15 protein-coding genes are annotated in these 19,049 nt (G+C 71.0%); 7 read left to right on the top strand and 8 right to left on the bottom strand.

Going from position 1 to position 19,049, the window contains the following annotated elements; genetic code table 11:
• Positions 1-496, bottom strand: a 496-nt coding sequence (locus tag Q9R47_RS00005) for a FimV family protein (RefSeq protein WP_404977076.1), incomplete at its 3' end; no start/stop codon positions are given.
• 71 nt (positions 497-567) lie between these two features.
• Here Q9R47_RS00005 and Q9R47_RS00010 point away from each other — a divergent pair.
• The 5 genes from Q9R47_RS00010 (at position 568) to Q9R47_RS00030 (ending at position 6,371) form a co-directional block, all read left to right on the top strand.
• Complete coding sequence (locus Q9R47_RS00010) at positions 568-2,088, top strand: 3-hydroxyacyl-CoA dehydrogenase (protein WP_311231213.1); 1,521 nt, start codon at positions 568-570, stop codon at positions 2,086-2,088.
• 112 nt (positions 2,089-2,200) lie between these two features.
• Positions 2,201-2,983: an oxepin-CoA hydrolase, alternative type gene (locus Q9R47_RS00015; protein ID WP_311231214.1), complete on the top strand. Its 783-nt coding sequence runs from the start codon at positions 2,201-2,203 to the stop codon at positions 2,981-2,983.
• A 208-nt stretch (positions 2,984-3,191) separates the two neighbouring features.
• The gene (locus Q9R47_RS00020; RefSeq protein WP_311231215.1) at positions 3,192-3,911 is read left to right on the top strand and encodes a Crp/Fnr family transcriptional regulator; all 720 of its coding nucleotides are present in this window, start codon (positions 3,192-3,194) and stop codon (positions 3,909-3,911) included.
• A 23-nt stretch (positions 3,912-3,934) separates the two neighbouring features.
• Positions 3,935-5,023, top strand: coding sequence for a phosphotransferase (locus Q9R47_RS00025; protein WP_311231216.1), 1,089 nt, complete (start codon positions 3,935-3,937; stop codon positions 5,021-5,023).
• 73 nt (positions 5,024-5,096) lie between these two features.
• On the top strand, positions 5,097-6,371 hold the full coding sequence (locus Q9R47_RS00030; RefSeq protein ID WP_311231217.1) for an acyl-CoA dehydrogenase family protein: 1,275 nt from the start codon (positions 5,097-5,099) through the stop codon (positions 6,369-6,371).
• 18 nt (positions 6,372-6,389) lie between these two features.
• Here Q9R47_RS00030 and Q9R47_RS00035 read toward each other — a convergent pair whose 3' ends face one another.
• The 5 genes from Q9R47_RS00035 to Q9R47_RS00055 form a co-directional block, all read right to left on the bottom strand.
• Positions 6,390-7,334, bottom strand: a complete 945-nt coding sequence (locus Q9R47_RS00035; RefSeq protein WP_311231218.1) for an adenylate/guanylate cyclase domain-containing protein — start codon at positions 7,332-7,334, stop codon at positions 6,390-6,392.
• A 245-nt stretch (positions 7,335-7,579) separates the two neighbouring features.
• A complete protein-coding gene (locus Q9R47_RS00040) occupies positions 7,580-8,566 on the bottom strand; it encodes an LD-carboxypeptidase (protein ID WP_311231219.1) in 987 nt (328 codons plus the stop codon).
• A gap of 143 nt (positions 8,567-8,709) precedes the next feature.
• Complete coding sequence (gene tadA / locus Q9R47_RS00045; protein ID WP_311231220.1) at positions 8,710-10,134, bottom strand: tRNA adenosine(34) deaminase TadA; 1,425 nt, start codon at positions 10,132-10,134, stop codon at positions 8,710-8,712.
• Positions 10,135-10,142: 8 nt separating this feature from the next.
• Positions 10,143-10,382 (bottom strand): hypothetical protein, encoded by a 240-nt coding sequence (locus Q9R47_RS00050; protein ID WP_311231221.1) that lies wholly within the window; start codon positions 10,380-10,382, stop codon positions 10,143-10,145.
• Between the two features lie 115 nt (positions 10,383-10,497).
• Positions 10,498-11,652: a branched-chain amino acid ABC transporter substrate-binding protein gene (locus Q9R47_RS00055; RefSeq protein ID WP_311231222.1), complete on the bottom strand. Its 1,155-nt coding sequence runs from the start codon at positions 11,650-11,652 to the stop codon at positions 10,498-10,500.
• A gap of 184 nt (positions 11,653-11,836) precedes the next feature.
• Here Q9R47_RS00055 and Q9R47_RS00060 point away from each other — a divergent pair, with 184 nt between their 5' ends.
• On the top strand, positions 11,837-13,843 hold the full coding sequence (locus tag Q9R47_RS00060) for a U32 family peptidase (RefSeq protein ID WP_311231223.1): 2,007 nt from the start codon (positions 11,837-11,839) through the stop codon (positions 13,841-13,843).
• A 92-nt stretch (positions 13,844-13,935) separates the two neighbouring features.
• On the opposite strand, the gene Q9R47_RS00065 is transcribed toward Q9R47_RS00060, so the two are convergent.
• Positions 13,936-15,918, bottom strand: coding sequence for a S9 family peptidase (locus Q9R47_RS00065; protein WP_311231224.1), 1,983 nt, complete (start codon positions 15,916-15,918; stop codon positions 13,936-13,938).
• A gap of 322 nt (positions 15,919-16,240) precedes the next feature.
• On the opposite strand from Q9R47_RS00065, the gene Q9R47_RS00070 reads away from it, so the two are divergent.
• On the top strand, positions 16,241-17,527 hold the full coding sequence (locus Q9R47_RS00070) for an aminotransferase class I/II-fold pyridoxal phosphate-dependent enzyme (protein ID WP_311231225.1): 1,287 nt from the start codon (positions 16,241-16,243) through the stop codon (positions 17,525-17,527).
• Positions 17,528-17,552: 25 nt separating this feature from the next.
• Here Q9R47_RS00070 and egtB read toward each other — a convergent pair whose 3' ends face one another.
• Positions 17,553-18,965 (bottom strand): ergothioneine biosynthesis protein EgtB, encoded by a 1,413-nt coding sequence (gene egtB / locus Q9R47_RS00075; RefSeq protein ID WP_311231226.1) that lies wholly within the window; start codon positions 18,963-18,965, stop codon positions 17,553-17,555.
• Between the last annotated feature and the right edge of the window lie 84 nt (positions 18,966-19,049).

Below are 19,049 nucleotides of genomic sequence, written 5' to 3' on the forward strand. Positions count from 1 at the left end.
CGCCGCGTGCCGTGGCCGTGCCGGTGTTGCCGGCACTGCCGCTGCCGGCCGGGGCGCCCAGGCCGGCCAGTTGCCCGACATCCAGCGGGCGCGAAGAACCTGAAGAAGCCGAAGAAGCCGCAGCTTCGGGAAGCTGCGCCAGGAAGATGTACCGCCGGGACACGCCGCCGCTGCAGCCGGCCGACACCGTGGCGGTGATGACGGGCTCGTCCGCCGTGATGAAAGCCCGCACGCGCACGGACGGCACGCGGCCCGCCGCGGCGGGCACGGGCGTGACCTGCACCTTGGAATCCGGCACGGCCGTGTCGCCCGACTGGAGCCGCACGCGCACGCAGGAGGACGCGACGTCGGTACCCGCATCGGGCTGCACGTCGAAGACGAGATCCACCGGGGCGCCCAGCACCACCGTTCCATGGCTCGCGCCCAGCGACAGCGCAGCGGCGCCGGTGGCGAACGCCGTGATGCCGGCCCCGATGATTGCGTTACTTATTTTCACAACGGTTGCGTTTTTATTCAATCCATTCTTGCACATAAGCGGCCGCTCCCCCAACGCCATAATGGCGCTCCATGACCAACCCTTTCCCGATCGTAGGCATCATAGGCACGGGCGCCATGGGCCAGGGCATCGCCCAGATGGCGGCGCAGGCGGGCAGCCAGGTGCTGCTGTTCGACAACCGGGCCGGCGCGGCGGACGCCGCCCTCGACCATATCCACCAGCAGTGGCAGCGCCTTGTAGGCAAGTGGCGCATCAGTGAGGCCGAAGCAGCCAGCCTGCGCGGGCGCCTGTCGTCCATCGCTTCGCTGGACGAGGCCGCGCGGTGCGACTTCATCATAGAAGCGATCGTCGAGCGCCTGGACGCCAAACAGTCGCTTTTTGCAGAACTTGAAAAGATCGTCCGCCCCGATGCGGTGCTCGCCACCAACACCTCATCGCTGTCGGTGACGGCGATCGGCGCGGCCCTGCGGCATCCGGAGCGCTTCGCGGGCTTCCACTTCTTCAACCCCGTGCCGCTCATGAAGGTGGTCGAGGTGGTCGCCGGCCTGAAGACCGACCCCGCGGTGTGCGAGCGCCTCGCGGAGCATGCGCGGGCCATGGGGCACACCCCCGTGCGCGCACAGGACACTCCCGGCTTCATCGTGAACCACGCGGGCCGCGGCTTCGGCACCGAGGCGCTGCGCATCGTCGGCGAGGGCGTCGCCGACTTCGCCACCGTGGACCGCATCCTGCGCGACCAGGTCGGCTTCCGGCTCGGCCCGTTCGAGCTGATGGACCTGACCGCGCTGGACGTGTCGCAGCCGGTCATGGAATCGATTTATCGCCAGTATTACGAAGAGCCGCGGTACCGCCCCAGCGCACTGGCCGCGCAGCGGCTCGCCGCCGGCCTGCTCGGCCGCAAGACGGGCGAGGGCTTCTACCGGTACGTGGACGGAAAAGCGCAGGTGCCCGACGAGCCGCCCGCTCCCACCGTCGCGGAGATTCCGCCGGTGTGGGTGTCTTCCCGCGCCGCGCGGCGGGCCGAGGTGTTCCAGCTGCTGAAGGACCTGGGCGCGCGGATCGAGACCGGCAACTCGCCCTCGCCGCAGGCGATCTCGCTCGTCGCGCCACTCGGCTTCGACGTGACCACGGTGGCCGTGGTCGAGCGCCTGGACCCGGCGCGCACGATCGGCATCGACATGCTGGTCGAGGACGCCGCCACGCGCCGCCGCGTGCTGGCCACCAATCCGGCCACCCGTGTCGACATCCGCGACGCCGCGCACGCCCTCTTCGCGCGCGACGGCAAGCCGGTGAGCGTGATCCGCGACAGCGGCGGCTTCGTGACGCAGCGCGTGGTGGCCACCATCGTGAACATCGCGAGCGACATCTGCCAGCAGGGCATCTGCAGCCCGGCCGACCTCGAATCGGCGGTCACGCTGGGCCTGGGCTATCCGCTCGGCCCCCTGGCGATGGGCAACCGCTGGGGACCGGCCAACATGCTCGAAGTGCTGTTCAACCTGCAGACCGTGTACGGCGATCCGCGCTACCGCCCCAGCCCCTGGCTGCGCCGCCGCGGCGCGATCGGGCTGAGCCTGCTGCACGTCGAGGCCTGACCCTTCCCCCGGCACGCTCCGCCGCGGGAATGCGCCCTGCGCGCCGCGGCGGGCCCGCTGCTCATCCACCGCGCCGCGCGCCACCCGCGCACGCGCCGAACACCGTCCCGACATGCCCGCAAGACTCGAGAGCAGCACCCACGCCCAGCACACCCTCGTGCTGACCATCCACCATCCGGAGATGCGCAATGCGCTCGATCCGGCGATCTGCGTCGCCGGGGTGGAAGCGTTGAACGGCGCGGAGCGCAGCGCCGATGTGCGCGCGGTCGTCATCACCGGTGCCGGCGCGCACTTCTGCGCCGGCGGCAATCTGCAGCGGCTGCAGGCGCGGCGCCAGGAAGACGCCGAGGCGCAGGCCCAGGGCGTGGAAGCGCTGCACCAATGGATCGAGACGCTCAGCACCTACCCGAAGCCCGTCATCGCCGCCGTGGAAGGCGCGGCCGCGGGCGCGGGCTTCTCGCTGGCGCTGGCCTGCGACATGGTCGTCGCCGCGCGCGACGCGGCCTTCGTGATGGCCTATGCCGGCGTCGGCCTCTCGCCGGACGGCGGCGCCACCTGGAGCCTGGCGCGCGCGCTGCCGCGCCAGCTCGCCGCCGAACTGCTGCTGTGCGGCGAGCGCATCGGTGCCGAGCGCCTGCATGCGCTGGGCGTCGTGAACCGGCTCGCGCGCCCGGGCGAGGCGCTCACCTGCGCGCTGGCCCTGGCCGAAACCCTCGCCGCGCGGGCCCCCAACGCGGTCGCCAGCACGAAGGAACTGCTGTCGGAGGCGCCCGCCAACACCCTCACCCAACAGCTCGCACGCGAGCGCGACCAGTTCGTGCGCAACCTGCAGCATCCGAACGCCGGGGAAGGCATCGCCGCCTTCCTCGAAAAGCGCGCGCCCCGCTACCGCTGAACCATCGCCACCGCCCGGCCGGCCACTTCGGCGGCCTTTCCGGCATTGCGACACCCGGCTCGCATGCCGGGCCGGCGCGCGGCCCCCGCACCCGGGCCGCGCACCACGGCCAGAGACACGCGTGCGACATCGCAGCGCCCCCGCAGCGCTGGCGCGCACGTCCCCCGGGCGACAATGCCCCGGCTTCCAGTCACGCAAAAGACAGACCATGGACGACCCCATTCTTACCATCGAAGAACGAGAGGCGATCAATACCGGTCGCTGGTTTTCCTCCCTTTCCCCTTCGCTGCGGCACGACATACTCCGATGCGCCTACGTCAAACGCTTCAAGGATGGCGGCCTGATCGCCGCCCGCGGCGATCCGCCCGAGGAGTGGATCGCCTGCGCGAAGGGCGCGGTGCGCGTGAGCTCCACGTCGATCTCCGGCAAGCAGATCACGCTGACCTACGTCGAGCCGGGCATCTGGTTCGGCGACGTGGCGATCTTCGACGGCGACCGGCGCACGCACGATGCGTATGCGCACGGGGACACCACCATCCTCTGCGTCGCCAAGGCGGATTTCCGCAAGATCCTGGCCACCCACGTGGAGTTCTACGAGGCCATGCTGCGCCTGCATGCGCGGCGCATCCGCCAGCTCTACGGCCTGGTGGAAGACCTCAATACCCTGCCCCTGCGGGCGCGGCTGGCCAAGCAGCTGCTGCACCTGGTGCGCAGCTACGGCATCCCGAGCCTGTCGCACGGCGACGAGGTGCGCATCGGCCTGCAGTTGGCGCAGGAGGAACTGGCCCAGCTGCTGGGCGCGTCGCGCCAGCGCGTGAACCAGGAACTCAAGGCCATGGAGCGCGAGGACGCCATCCGCATCGAGCCGGGCGGCCTCGTCGTGCGCGACCGTGACGTGCTGATGCGCATCGCCGAAACCGACCACTAGAACCCTTTTTCGCCGACCCCTCCATGACCGCTTCCTACGAACACTTCACCGGCACGCGCCCCGTCTCCGCGCAGCACGCTTTCGATACGGACGCGCTCTCGGCCTGGATGGCGGCCCATGTGGAGGGCTTCGAGGGGCCCGTGTCGGTGGAGATGTTCAAGGGCGGGCAGTCCAACCCGACCTACAAGCTCGTCACCCCCGGGCGCAGCTACGTGATGCGCGCCAAGCCCGGGCCGGTGGCGAAGCTGCTGCCGTCCGCGCATGCGATCGAGCGCGAGTTCCAGGTGATGAACGGGCTCGCCGGCACCGCCGTGCCGGTGCCGCGCATGTACGCGCTGTGCGAGGACGAATCGGTCATCGGCCGCGCGTTCTACATCATGGAGTTCCTGCAGGGCCGCGTGATGTGGGACCAGGCCCTGCCGGACATGGACCCTGCCGGCCGCGGCGCCATCTACGACGAGATGAACCGCGTGATCGCGGCGCTGCACACGGTGCCCTTCGCCGAACGCGGCCTCGCGGGCTACGGCAAGCCGGGCAATTACTTCGAGCGCCAGATCGGCCGCTGGAGCAAGCAGTACGTGGCCTCCATCACGCAGCCCATCGAGGCGATGGACCGGCTCATGGAATGGCTGCCCGCGCACATGCCCGCGAGCGCGCGCGACGAAAGCCGCGTCTCGGTCGTGCACGGCGACTTCCGGCTCGACAACCTGATGTTCCACCCCACCGAGCCGCGCGTGATCGCGGTGCTCGACTGGGAACTCTCCACCCTCGGCCATCCGCTGGCGGACTTCAGCTACCACTGCATGGCCTGGCACATCCCGCCCGGCATGTTCCGCGGCATCGGCGGGCTGGACCACGCCGCGCTCGGCATCCCCACCGAGGACGAATACATCCGCCGCTACTGCGAGCGCACCGGCCTGGGCACGCCCGAGGCGCTGCGCGCGGACTGGAACTTCTACCTCGCCTACAACCTGTTCCGCCTCGCCTCCATCCTGCAGGGCATCGCCAAGCGCGTGGAGGACGGCACCGCGTCCAGCGCCCAGGCGCGCGCCTCGGGCGAAGGCGCCCGCCCGCTGGCCGAGATGGCCTGGGGCTTCGCGCAGCGCATGTAGGCATCGGCAGGCACGAGCGCCGCCCCCCTTTTCCGCGCACCCGCGCGGCCCGATTTCAACCGGAGACACCGCGATGGATTTCGACTACTCCCCCAAGACCAAGGACCTCCAGGCCCGCCTGCTGAAGTTCATGGACGAGCACATCTACCCGTCCGAGGCCGCCTACACCGCGGAACTGGCCGCCAACACGGCCGCTGGCCGGCGCTGGACGGCGCTCGACACCATCGAACAACTCAAGCCCAAGGCGCGCGCGGCCGGGCTCTGGAACCTGTTCCTGCCGGTGGATTCCGCCGCGGCCTCGGGCTATGACGGCGCCGGGCTCACCAACCAGGAATACGCGCCGCTCGCCGAGATCATGGGCCGCGTGCCCTGGGCCAGCGAGGTGTTCAACTGCTCCGCGCCCGACACCGGCAACATGGAGACCATCGCCCGCTACGGCAGCGAGGAGAACAAGGCCCGCTGGCTGCGCCCCCTGCTGGAAGGCGAGATCCGCTCGGCCTTCGCCATGACCGAGCCCGACGTGGCCTCCAGCGACGCGACCAACATCGCCACCCGCATCGAGCGCGAGGGCGACGAATACGTCATCAACGGCCGCAAGTGGTGGATCTCCGGCGCGGCCGATCCGCGCTGCAAGGTCTTCATCACCATGGGCAAGAGCGACCCCGAGGCGCCGAAGCACTCGCAGCAGAGCATGGTGCTGGTGCCCGCGGACACGCCCGGCATCCGCATCCTGCGCCCGCTCAACGTGCTCGGCTACGACGACGCGCCCCACGGCCACGTCGAGATGGTGTTCGAGAACGTGCGCGTGCCGGCCAGCAACATCCTGCTGGGCGAAGGCCGCGGCTTCGAGATCGCCCAGGGCCGCCTGGGCCCCGGCCGCATCCACCACTGCATGCGCCTGATCGGCCTGGCCGAGCGCGCGCTGGAGCTGATGTGCCGCCGCGCTTCGTCGCGCGTCGCCTTCGGCAAGACCGTGGCCCAGCAGACCGTGACGCAGGAGCGCATCGCCGAGGCCCGCTGCAAGATCGACATGGCCCGCCTGCTCACGCTCAAGGCCGCCTGGCTGATGGACGTGGCCGGCAACAAGGTCGCCAAGACCGAGATCGCGATGATCAAGGTGGTGGCGCCCAGCATGGCCTGCCAGGTGATCGACTGGGCCATGCAGGTGCATGGCGGCGGCGGCATGTGCGACGACTTCCCGCTCGCCTATGCCTATGCGGGTGCGCGCACGCTGCGCTTCGCGGACGGCCCGGACGAAGTGCACCGCAACGCCATCGCGAAGTGGGAGCTGGGCAAGTACTCGGAATACGGCCGGGCGGCCGAGGTGCCGGTCACGCGCGGCTGCTGAGGGGCCTGCTGCCGCGGCTCAGTGCGGCGGCAGCGTATCCCAGGTCTCGGGCGTCTCGGAATCGGTGACGCCGAAGCCGATCGTCGGCGTATCCGTGCGCCCGAACGGCATGCCCAGGGCGATGTGGCCGCTGCCGTGCAGCAGGCAGGTGGAGCGCCGCAGCGCCACCACCGTTTCGCTGCCGTCGAATCGCACCCAGCTGCCGAAACTGCTCAGATCGGTGAACACGATGGAGGCGCCGCGCCATTCGATGCGCGCGTGCAGCCGCGAGACGCGCGCGTCCGGCAGGCGCACGGCCGATGTCGAGGCCCGGCCGACGTGCAGCGGCCCGTCCGCAGCGCCGAAGGTGCGGAAGGTGCCGGCCCAGGCCAGTTCAAGCCAGACGTTCGGCGGCTGCAGCGGTGCCAGTTCGCTGAGGCCGGCGCTCTGGGTCAGCAGCCCGTGCTCGTCGCCCTCGCGCCAGTCCACCTGGTACACCACGAGCTGCTCGGCGCGGCCGCGCAACTCCAGCGAGCCGATGCGCACATAGCCCGCGCCGCCGATGGGCCCCGCGGATTCCACGGTGCTCGCATCCGCCAGGATCTCGCGGGCGCCGGCCCGCTCGCACAGGCGCGAGGCGACGTTCACCGCATCGCCGTAGGTATCGCCGTCCACTTCCACCAGTTCGCCATGGGCCATGCCCACGCGCAGGTCCATCGGAACGGCCGCGTGCGTCGCCTGGTCGTGGTGCCGCCGGGCCAGGTCCACGACGGCACCGACGGCCGCGCCCGGATCGCGGAACACCGCCAGCACGCCATCGCCCAGCATCTTCACGACCCGCCCGCCGTGGGAGGCGAGCACCGCGCCCATCCATTCGGTGATCCGGGTCACCGTGGCGGTCGCGCGCGTATTGCCGTGCGCCTCGAACAGCGCGGTGGTGCCGACGATGTCGCAAAACACGACCGTGCGCCAGGCCGTCTTCATCGCGCCCTCGCCTTCCAGGCCGGCCCGGGATGCCCGGGGCCCGGTGGGATGCCGCGCCGCGCCACGGGCCCGCGCTCCGGGTCCCGGCGGGGCCGGACGGGGCGGGAATGCGTACGGTCGGGCATGGCTCGGCGTGGGGAGGACAAGGTCTTGTGTCCGATTATGGGTCGCCTGTCCGACGCGTGCATCCTCACGCTGCCCTCCGCGCGGAAAGCACTCACATGCTGGCCGCCGCGAAACGTGCCTTACGCCAGATGCCCCCAGTAGATGAGCGCGTCACGCCCTTCCACCGACAGCGACACCGGCGCCCCCACCGGCAGCAGCACCTTGGTGGGCACGTGCCCGAACGGCAGGTTGGTGAGCACCGGCGCCTTGATGCGCGTGCGCAGCCAGTCCACCACCGATTGCAGCTTGAAGCCCTTGTCGTGCGGCGCGAGCTGGTAACCCGTGAACTGGCCCATCACCACGGCCTTCTGCTGCGCGAGCACGCCCGCGTGCAGCAGTTGCGTCAGCATGCGCTCGACGCGGTAGGGGTGCTCGCTCACGTCCTCGATGAACAGGATGCCGCCCTTCACCTGCGGCAGGTAGGGCGTGCCGACCAGCGAGCACAGCATGGCCAGGTTGCCGCCCCAGAGCGTGGCGTCGCGCAGGTAGACGTCGCGCACCGCGGGCTTGCCTTCGGCGGACGGCTTCTCGTTGTGCATGCGCCAGCCCGCGCCCTCGCCGTGGCCGGTGAGCAGATCGTCGAGGCAGGCCATCATGATGTCGTCGGGCTCGCCTTCGCAGCCCAGGTCGCCCACCAGCGCCGGGCCGGCCCAGGTCACCGCGCCGGTCTTGGCGAGCAGCGCGCACTGCAATGCCGTGAAATCGCTCAGGCCCACGAACTGCGTGCCGCGCTCGACCGCCTTGGCCACGGCCTTGTAGCGGATGCCGTCCAGGATGCGCGTGAGGCCGTAGCCGCCGCGCGAGATGAGGGCCACGTCCGCGCCGCTCGCCGCGGCCCGGTGGATGGCGGCGAGCCGCGTGGCGTCGTCGCCCGCGAAACGGGTGTGGGTGGCGAGCGCGTCGGCATCGACTTCCACCTCGTGGCCCAGCGCCTTCAGGCGGGCGACACCGCGCTTGAAGCTGGCCTTGTCGCGCACGGCACCGGCCGGCGAGTAGATGTAGATGTGGCGCGGGCCATGGTGGTGGCCGCAGGCGGAATGGTCGTGATCGTGATCGTGTTCGGACAAGGCGTGTCGGGCCGTGGGGCCCGCTCCGGCGGGAACGGAAAAGAAAGTGGGGCTTTGGCGGCGCGGCCGGCCGGAACCGCTTCGGTGGGTTCCCGCCGCTGCGGCCAAGGATCGTCATGGTGGCGGCGTCTGGGGCGCGCCGCTCATGGACGGAAGTATTCCACAGCGCGCCGCGCGAGTTCGGGGCCGTGGGTTTCGGGCAGCCGATGCCCTGCGTCGGGCCACGTCCACGGCGCGCCGCAGCCCGCGGGCCAGGGCGGTGCCGACCGGGCATCGGCCAGCGCCGCGGCGCCCCAGGCCGCGTCCCGCAGGCCGACGGCCACGGCGCTGCGGCGGCCGGGCGCGGCCCAGAAGGCGCGCGCGCCCTCGATGATCGGCGCGGCCACGGATTGCGCGTCGGCCGGCAGCCAGTGGAGACCCGCGCGCAGCGCGGCGCGGTAGCCGGCATCGGGGAACGGTGCCTCGGCAGCGGCGGCCGCAGCCGCATCCAGGCCCGGTGCGGCCCCGGGTCGCAGCACTGCGGCCTGCCGCGCGACGAGCGCCTTGCGCCACGCGGCCAGGCCGGCTGGCAGCGGCGCGCCAGCGCCCGGCGGCAGCCAGGCGTTGACGGCCAGCAGCCCGGAGACGCGGGCGGCCACGTCCGCCGACGCGGTGGGCAGCGCCATCCCGGGCAGGCCGCCCTCCCCGTGCGCCACCACCACCGTATTGCGAAGATCCAGACGCTCCACGAGTTCGGCCAGCGTGCGCCGGTGCCATTCCAGCGTGTGTACCGCCTCTTTCTTCGGCTTGTCGCTGCGGCCGAAACCGATGAAGTCGGGCGCCACCACGCGATCGCCCGCTGCCAGAAACACCGGCAGCATGTGCCGGTACAGGTGGCTCCAGCCGCCAGCGCCGTGCAGGCACAGCCAGGTGCGCGGCGCATCGCGCGGGCCTTCGTCCAGGTAGTGCATGCGCAGGCCCGCCAGCGCCGGCAGGTCGCTCACGCAGCGCGGCTCCCAGGGACTGTCCTGCAGCCCGGCGAAGCGCGCATCCGGCGTGCGCAGCGCATCGTCGCGCAGCGGGTGCGCGGCCCGGGCCCGGGCACGCTGGTCGTCGCGCCGCGACCGGAAGAAGGCACTCAGCTGCGCGCCGCATTCCTGCGCCAGCACGCCGCCCTCGATGCGGGTGTGGTGGTTCAACGCCGGCTGCGCGAACAGGTCCACCACCGAGCCGGCGGCCCCCGTCTTGGCGTCGGGGGCACCGTAGACCACCCGGTCCAGGCGCGCATGCAGCATCGCGCCGCTGCACATGGCGCAGGGTTCCAGCGTCACGTAGAGCGTGCAGCCGTCGAGCCGGTAATTGCCCAGCCGCGCTGCCGCGGCGCGCAGGGCCATGATTTCCGCATGCGCGGTGGGGTCGTGCCCGCCGATGGGCGCATTGCCGCCGCGCGCGATCACCTCGCCGTCCTTCACCACCACCGCGCCCACCGGCACCTCGCCGCGGGCGCCGGCACCGGCGGCCTCCTGCAGCGCGATCCGCATGCAGGCTTCGTCGTGGGTTCGCTGCGGGCCTGCGTTGCCTTCCGCCATCGCCCGCCCTACTTCGCAGCGTCGTCGGGAATGTCCCGGGGCTGCTGCATGAGCGATTCCATCTGCTGGCGCACCTGCTCCTGCATCTGGCGGCTCTGCGTCCGCACGTCGGGCGTGGATGCGTCCGGTGCCGGGGCCTGCGCGCCGGGCACGACCGGGGCCGCGACCCGCGCGGCGCCCAGCTGCTTCTTGGCGAGCACGGCCACCAAGGCCAGGGCGACCAGCAGGGCCACCATTCCCAATGCCATGCGCATACGGTGTTTCTCCTTCCAAAACGAACGTGCCGCGCCCGGACACCCGGGCGCGGCACGCCACTGTAGCGAAACGCTGCGGGCACGGGACCCGCAGCGCCGGCGAGGGGCCTCAGTTGAGGGGCACGCGCGCGTTCGCCGGGTAGTGGTAGAGCGTCACGGCCGGCGTGGTCAGCTCGCCCTTCGGCGTGAACGACACGTTGGCCGTCACGCCCTTGTACTGGGTCTGGGCGAGGAACGGCGTGTAGACCTTCGGATCGACGGAATTGGCGCGCTTCATGGCGTCCACCAGCACCATCGCCGCATCGTAGGCGTAGGGGCTGTAGATCTGGAACTGGCCGGGGAACTTCGCGTCATAGCGCTTTTTCCACTCGGCGCCGCCCTGCATCTTGGCGACGGAAGCACCGCCGGTCGCGCAGGTCACGTTCTTGAGCGCCGCCGACTTGGCGGCCAGGTCGGGCAGCTTCTCGGTGCACAGCGCGTCGCCGCCGAAGAACTTCACGTCGCCCATGCCGAGCTGCTCCATCTGGCGCAGCATCGGGCCGGCCTGCGCGTCCAGGCCGCCGTAGAACACGCCGTCGGGCTTCTTCGGCTTGATGGAGGTCAGGATCGCCATGAAGTCGGTGGCCTTGTCGTTGGTGAACTCCTCGGCCACCACCTTCAGGCCCTTCTGCAGCGCCGTCGCCTTGAACACCTGGGCCACGCCCTGGCCGTAGGCCGTGCGGTCGTCGATGACGGCCACGGTCTTGAGCTTGAGGTGGTCGGCCGCGTAGATCGCCAGGGCCGCGCCCAGTGCGCTGTCGTTGGCGATCAGACGGTAGGTGGTCTTGTAGCCGGGCTTGGTGAGGTCCGGGTTGGTGGCGGCGGCCGTGATGTGCGGCAGGCCGCACTTGTCGTAGAGAGACGAGGCCGGGATCGACGTGCCCGACTGCAGGTGGCCGACCACGCCCGCCACCTTCAGGTCGCAGAACTTCTGGGCGACGGCCGTGGCCTGGCGCGGATCGCCCGCGTCGTCCTCCGCGGCGATCTCGAAGTGGATCTTCTTGCCGCCGATGACGAGGTTCTGCGCGTTCAGGTCGTCCACCGCCATGCGCACGCCGTTCTCGGTGTCCTTGCCGATGTGGGCGATGCCGCCCGAAACGGGGCCGGCGTGGCCGATCTTGACGTTCTGCACGTCCTGCGCACTGGCGGAGGCAGCGAAGGCGGCCAGGGCGGTGGCCACGATGGTGCAGGACACGGAGGGGCGGAAGCGGAGGGCGGAAGGCACTGAGGGGTCTCCTGGTGGGTCTCTGTTGGGCGAAAAGGTGCTGCGCTCGGCAGTCACCGGCCTTATCGTAGCGCCACTCGCACCATTGGCGGGCCGATGCCGCGCCAAATCGGTGCATGCGCTGTCACGCAGCTGCCCGCGGGGCACCGGCGGCCCGTTCCGGCGCGCCTGGGATAATCGCGCCATGTCCCTCCTGCCCCACCAGCTCGAACTGCTCTCCCCCGCGCGCGACGCCGACATCGGCATCGAGGCGGTCAACCACGGCGCCGATGCCGTCTACATCGGCGGCCCCGCCTTCGGCGCGCGGGCCGGCGCGGGCAACGAACTGCGGGACCTGGAGCGGCTCGTGCGCCATGCGCACCGCTTCCACAGCCGCATCTTCGTCACGCTCAACACCATCCTGCGCGACGACGAGCTGGAAGACGCCCGCCGCATGGCCTGGCAGGTGTACGAGGCGGGGGCCGATGCGCTCATCATCCAGGACATGGGCCTGCTGGAGCTGGATCTGCCGCCCATCCAGCTGCACGCGAGCACGCAGACCGACATCCGCACGCCCGAGAAGGCGCGCTTCCTGCAGGATGCGGGCCTCTCGCAGATCGTGCTGGCGCGCGAGCTGGACCTCGGCCAGATCGCCGCCGTGCGCGCCGCGACCGATCCGGCGCGCACCACCATCGAATTCTTCATCCACGGCGCGCTCTGCGTGGCCTACTCGGGCCAGTGCTACATCACCCACGCCCACACGGGCCGCAGCGCCAACCGGGGCGACTGCAACCAGGCCTGCCGCCTGCCCTACGAGGTGCTGGACGCGGGCGGCCGCATCATCGCCCACGAGAAGCACGTGCTCTCGATGAAGGACAACAACCAGAGCGACAACCTGCGCGCGCTGATCGGCGCGGGCGTGCGCAGCTTCAAGATCGAGGGCCGCTACAAGGACATGGGGTACGTGAAGAACATCACTGCCCACTACCGCAAGCTGCTCGACGAGATCATCGAAGAGCGCGAGTTCTCGGCCGAACCGCTGGCGCGCTCGTCCTCCGGCCGCACCACCTTCACCTTCACGCCCGACCCGGACCAGAACTTCAACCGCGAGTTCACCGACTACTTCGTCAACGGCCGCAAGGAGGACATCGGCGCGTTCGATACGCCCAAGACGCCGGGCCGCGCGATCGGCTGGGTCACGAAGGTCGGCGAGAACTCCGTGGACCTGGAGCTCTCCAGCCCCGAGACCGTGCTGCACAACGGCGACGGCCTGTGCTACTACGACCTGCAAAAGGAGCTGGTGGGCCTGCAGATCAACCGCGCCGAGGCGGTGAACGCGAAGAAGGGCCTGTGGCGGGTGTTTCCCAAGGACCCGATCGCCGGGTTCAAGGATTTGCGCCGTGGACTGGAGATCAACCGCAACCGCGACATGGACTGGGTGCGCACGCTCGACAAGAAGTCCAGCGACCGCCGCATCGGCCTGTGGGCGCAGCTGTCGGAAACCCCGGACGGTTTCGCGCTCACGCTGACCGACGAGGACGGCTTCACGGGCAGCGCCGCCATCGTCCAGCCGCACCAGGCCGCCACCGACGCGGCGCGCGCCGAACCCGCGCTGCGCGAGCAGCTGGGCCGCTTCGGCGCCACGGTGTTCGCGGTGCACGACATCGCCCTGTCGCTGTCGCAACCGTGGTTCGTTCCGGCCTCGGCGCTCAACGCGCTGCGCCGCGACGCCGTGGAATCGCTGGAGGCGGCGCGCGCGGACGGCCTCGCGCGCCTGCCGCGCGCCGCGCCGGTCGAGCCGCCGGCGCCCTTCCCGGAAGACACGCTCACCTATCTCTCCAACGTCTTCAACCACAAAGCGCACGACTTCTACCTGAAGCACGGCGTGAAGGTGATCGACGCGGCCTACGAGTCGAAGGAAGAGGAAGGCGAGGTCAGCCTGATGATCACCAAGCACTGCGTGCGCTTTTCCATGAGCCTGTGCCCCAAGCAGGCCAAGGGCGTGATCGGCGTGAAGGGCACCATCAAGGCCGAGCCGCTGCAGCTCGTCAACGGCAAGGAGAAGCTCACGCTGCGCTTCGACTGCAAGCCCTGCGAGATGCACGTGGTGGGCAGGATGAAGAAGTCGGTGCTGAACCAGCACGCGAAGGAGATGCAGGCCGTGCCGATGCAGTTCTACCGCACGCGGCCGGCACCGGGCGCGCCGCACTGAGGCAGGCGCCGCAACCGCGCCATCTGGTGCGGGTTCGGCCTGGTCTCGGGGCAGACGCCGCCCCCGTGTTTGCCGGACGAAGCACCGGCATGTCAACCCGCCTTCGTTGCGGACCCAGGCCGGTCGATCCAGCGCTCCAGCCACTCCACGATGCGCCGCACCGCGTCCTGCCGCACCGACGGAGCGCCGGTGGACGTGAAGCCGTGTCCCTCGCCGGGATAGACCACGAGTTCGCACGGCGGATTGGCCCCGCGCTTGAGCGCGCAGAAAAGCGCTTCGCTCTGGCCCACCGGGCAGCGCTGGTCGTCCTCGCCCTGCAGGATGAGGGTCGGCGTGCGGGCCTGGGCCGCGCCCGGCAGCGTCGAACGGTCGAGGTAAGCCTGCGGCACGCTCCAGGGCGTGCCGCCGAAGTCGAACGGGTCGGCGTAGTAGCCGCTGTCGGACGTGCCATAGTGGCTGCGCGCGTCCGCCACCGGCGCCATCACGACGGCCGCCCGGAAGCGTTCCGTGTGCCCGATGGTCCAGGCGCTCAGGAAGCCGCCGTAAGATTTTCCGCCCACGGCAATTCTTGCATCGGCCACGCCCTCGGCCTGCAGCGCATCGACGGCGGCCAGCACCTCGGGCAGGTCGCGCTCGCCCCAGTGGCCGCGCAGCCGCTCCGCGAACGCACGCCCGTATCCGGACGAACCAGAGGGATTGAGCGCCAGCACCGACCAGCCGCGCGACCAGAGCACCGACCAGTAGGCCGTGGCCGGGTAATCGAAGAGCGCGAAGGCCGCCGGCCCGCCGTGCAGGTCCACGAGCAGCGGCAATGCGCCTTGCGCACCGGCCGGCCGCAGCAGCCAGCCGTCGATCCCGTGCTCGCCGCCTTCGCCGTCCGGCACGGTGAAGCGCCTCCGCTCCAGCGTGGCGCCGCCGTGCGCATCCCACCACGCCGCGTTGAACGAGGTGGCCTTGCGCTCGCCGCTGCCGTCGTGCGCGCAGGCATGGACCTCCATCGGCTCCACGGGCGTGTGCGCGACGAACGCCAGCCGCCGGCGGGTGTGGGCGAGCGACGCCATCTGCCGATCGCCCTGCGCGATGGTCCGCATCGCGCCGTCGCGCAGCCCCACGGACACGACGGCATGCACGCCGCGCCGCGCGACGATGGCGAGCACGCGCTCCGCGTCGTCGCCCACGAACCGCACGCTCGCGGTTTCGGTGCCGATCTCGATCGACGCATCCCCCAGCGGCTGCACGGTGGCGCTGCCCGGGTCGCACTGCCAGAGCCGCACCATGGCGTCGCCGTCATCGCGCGTTCCCGAGAAGACGATGCTGCGCCCGTCGGGGGACCACACCGGCGACAGCACCTGCGCCAGATCGTGGGTGAGTTGCCGCGCGCCGCTTCCGTCGGCCTGCAGCGTCCAGAGATCGGTGCGGTGCGCGTCGTCGCCATCGCGCGTGCGCACCATCGCCAGCCGGCTGCCGTCGGGCGACCAGGCCGCGGCGCGCACGTTGAACGCTCCGTCGGTGAGCCGGCTGCACTGCCCGTCGGCCAAGCGCAGCACGAACAAATGCGTCTCCTGGCCCAGCACATAGCCGAGGCCGTCCGCCTTGTACGGCAGCCGCCAGACCACGCGCGGGCCGCCCGTGCGCGGCGGCGGCGCGTCCAGGCCGGGACGGCGGCCGCGCAGTTCGGGGTCCACCGCCACGGTGCACAGCACGGCGAAAGAGGCGCCGTCCGGCGACCATTCGGCCGAGAGCACCGTGCCGTCCAGCGCACCCACCTGCCGCGCCTCCCCGCCGTGGCGGGAGATCACGAACACCTGGCTCTGCCCGTTGCGCGAGGAAATGAACGCCACCTGGCTGCCGTCCGGTGACCAGCGCGGGCTGTTGTCCGAAGTGCCCGCCGTGAGCGGCCAGGGTGCGGCCCCGCCATCCAGGGGCACGCACCAGAGCGCGGTCTCCGCGCGGTCGGCCGCCGCGTTGACGCCCTGCACCGTGCAGACCAGCAGTTCTTCTGTGGGCGAGCCCTGTAGTTCCCGGAGGGACTGGTGGCCGTGGATGTCTTGCGGGTTCCAGGGTGCGGCGCTCATGCGGTCGCCCCCTGCAGCGCGGGGCCCCCGTGGCGGATCGGAGATGAGGAAAGGATAGAGGCGGTCCGGCGGGGGCCGCCAGGCCAGGGGAAAGAGAAAAGCGGTCGTTCGAGGCTCATGGATCGGTGACGGAATAGGAAAATTTCAGCGCGCCGGGGTCGGCGCACGGCGCAGGGAAATCGGCAAACGGCATTCCCGGCCGTGCAGGGGTGCAAGGCAGGGCCCCCACGGGGGGGCATAAGCACATAGCGAACGGTTCGTTCCAACGCCCACTGCCGGCCGACACAATGGCCCGCAGCACCACCGCAGGAGACGATGCACCATGAAGATCGAAACCCTCGCCGTCCATGCCGGACAGGCACCCGACCCGACGACGCGCGCCGTGGCCGTGCCGATCTACCAGACGGCGGCCTATGCCTTCGACAGCGCCCAGCACGGTGCCGATCTGTTCGATCTGAAAGTGCCGGGAAACATCTACACGCGCATCATGAATCCCACCACCGACGTGCTGGAAAAGCGCGTCGCGGCGCTCGAGGGCGGCATCGCCGCGCTGGCGCTGGCCTCGGGCATGGCGGCGATCACCTACGCGATCCAGACCATCGCCGAGGCCGGCGACAACATCGTTTCGGCCGGCACGCTCTACGGCGGCACCTATAACCTGTTCGCGCACACGCTGCCGCGCCAGGGCATCACCACGCGCTTCGCCGATCCGCGCGATCCTTCCAGCTTCGCGCAGCACATCGATGGCCGCACCAAGGCAGTTTTCGTCGAATCCATCGGCAACCCGCTGGGCAACGTGACCGATATCGCCGCATTGGCGCAGGTGGCGCACGACCACGGCGTGCCGCTGATCGTGGACAACACCGTGCCCAGCCCCTACCTGCTGCGGCCCATCGAGCACGGGGCGGACATCGTGGTGCACTCGCTCACGAAGTACCTGGGCGGCCACGGCAACAGCGTCGGCGGCGCGATCGTCGACAGCGGCAAATTTCCGTGGGCGCGGCACAGGGAGCGCTTCGCGCGGCTGAACGAGCCCGATCCGAGCTACCACGGGGTGGTCTACACCGAAGCCCTCGGAGACGCCGCCTTCATCGGCCGCGCGCGCGTCGTGCCGCTGCGCAATACCGGCGCGACGCTGTCGCCGCACAACGCCTTCCTGATCCTGCAGGGCATCGAGACACTGGCGCTGCGCATGGACCGCATCTGCGAGAACGCCCTGGCGATCGCGCACTACCTGCAGCAGCACCCCAAGGTGGCGCAGGTGCGCTATGCCGCCCTGCCCGGCCACCCCGACCATGCGCTCACCCAGCGGCTGCTGGGCGGGCGCGCGTCGGGCATCCTGTCGTTCGAACTGCGCTCCGCCGCGGGCGACGATCCCCGGGCGGCCGGCGCGCGTTTCCTCGATGCGCTGCAGCTCTTCACCCGGCTCGTGAACATCGGAGACGCGCGCTCGCTGGCCACGCACCCGGCCTCTACCACGCACCGGCAGCTCGACCCGCAGGAGCTGCAGCAGGCCGGCGTGAGCGAAGGGATGGTGCGCCTGTCGGTGGGCATCGAGCACATCGACGACCTGACCGCCGACCTCGCGCAGGCGCTGGACGCGGTCTAGCCACCGACGGCGGAGCCGCCCGATGCTACGCGTCACGTGCGAGCCGCAGGCCCGAGAACTGCCACCGCGCCGTGGCCGGGAAGAAGTTGCGGTAGGTGGCCCGCACATGCCCGGCCGGCGTCGCGCACGAGCCGCCGCGCAACACGTACTGGTTCACCATGAACTTGCCGTTGTACTCGCCCACGGCCCCCTCCGCCACCCGGAAGCCCGGGTAGGCGGCATAGCTGGACTGCGTCCACTCCCAGACGTCGCCGAACATCTGCTCCAGCAGCGGCGGCCGCGCTGCATCGGCCGGCCGGGGCGCCGCCGGCGCGGGGCGCGGATGCAGCACGCCACTGTCCGCGAAGTGGCCCTGCCCCGCCCGGGGCGCGGCGGACGCTGCGGCGGCTTCCCATTCGGCCTCGGTGGGCAGGCGCGCACCGGCCCAGCGCGCATAGGCGTCGGCTTCGTAGTAGGAGAGGTGCACCACGGGCGCAGCAGCCTGCAGCGGGCGCAGCCCCGCGAGCGTGAATTCGTGCCAGCCGGCTTCCTGCGTGCCGTCGCCCCGCCCGCCATCGGGCAGGCAGCGCCAGTAGAGGGGATGCTCCAGCCCTTGCGACTGGATCCAGTCCCAGCCCTCGGCCAGCCACAGCGCAGGATCGCGGTAGCCGCCCGCCTCGACGAAAGCCAGGTATTCGCCCGTGCTCACCGGCCGCGAAGCGAGGGCGTAAGGCTGCAGGTAGACGCGGTGCCGCGGCGATTCGTTGTCGAACGCGAAGCCCGCGCCTTCCGCCTGCGCGGCATGGCCGATCTCGGTCACTCCCCCTTCGAAGCGGCGCCACAGCAGCGGTGCGGCTTCCGCCACGGTGGGCCGGGCGTCCGCAGCCGCCACCGCACCGCCGGCACTCTGCAGGCGGTAGGCGGGCCACAGCGGGCTGCACGACAGCAGGTGCTTCACGTCGGTGAGGATCAGCTCCTGGTGCTGCTGCTCATGCTGCAGCCCCAGTTCGACCAGGGCCGCCAGGCCGGCCTGCTGCTCCGCGGGCGCCCCGTCCAGCGCGGCGAGGAGGCGGTCCATCCGAGCGTCGACGTCATGCCGGTAGTCCAGCACCTGCGCCATGGAAGGGCGCGTGAGCAGCCCGCGCTGCGGCCGCGGGTGCTTCGCGCCCACGCCGTTGTAGTAGGAGTTGAACAGCACGCGGAACGCTGGATGGAAAGGCGCGAAACCCGTCTCCCGCGGCTCGAGCACGAAGGTCTCGAAGAACCAGGTGGTGTGCGCGAGATGCCATTTGACGGGGCTCGCATCGGGCATCGACTGCGCGCAGCAGTCCTCGTCGGACAGCGGCACGGCCAGCGCCAGCGAGGCGCCGCGCACCTCGGCGTACCGGGCCCGCAGACCGGCGCCGGACGGGGCCGGGCGGCCGGGTGCCGTGCGCACCAGGGAAAGGGAAGAGGTCATGGTGAAAAGTCTCCTGGAACGGCCGGGCCGCGGACCGCATCCGCCGTGCCCGGAGCGCGGGGAATCGCGCGGCCGCTGCGCTGC

The organism is Acidovorax sp. PRC11 (assembly GCF_031844105.1).
Taxonomy (GTDB): Bacteria; Pseudomonadota; Gammaproteobacteria; order Burkholderiales; family Burkholderiaceae_C; genus Paracidovorax.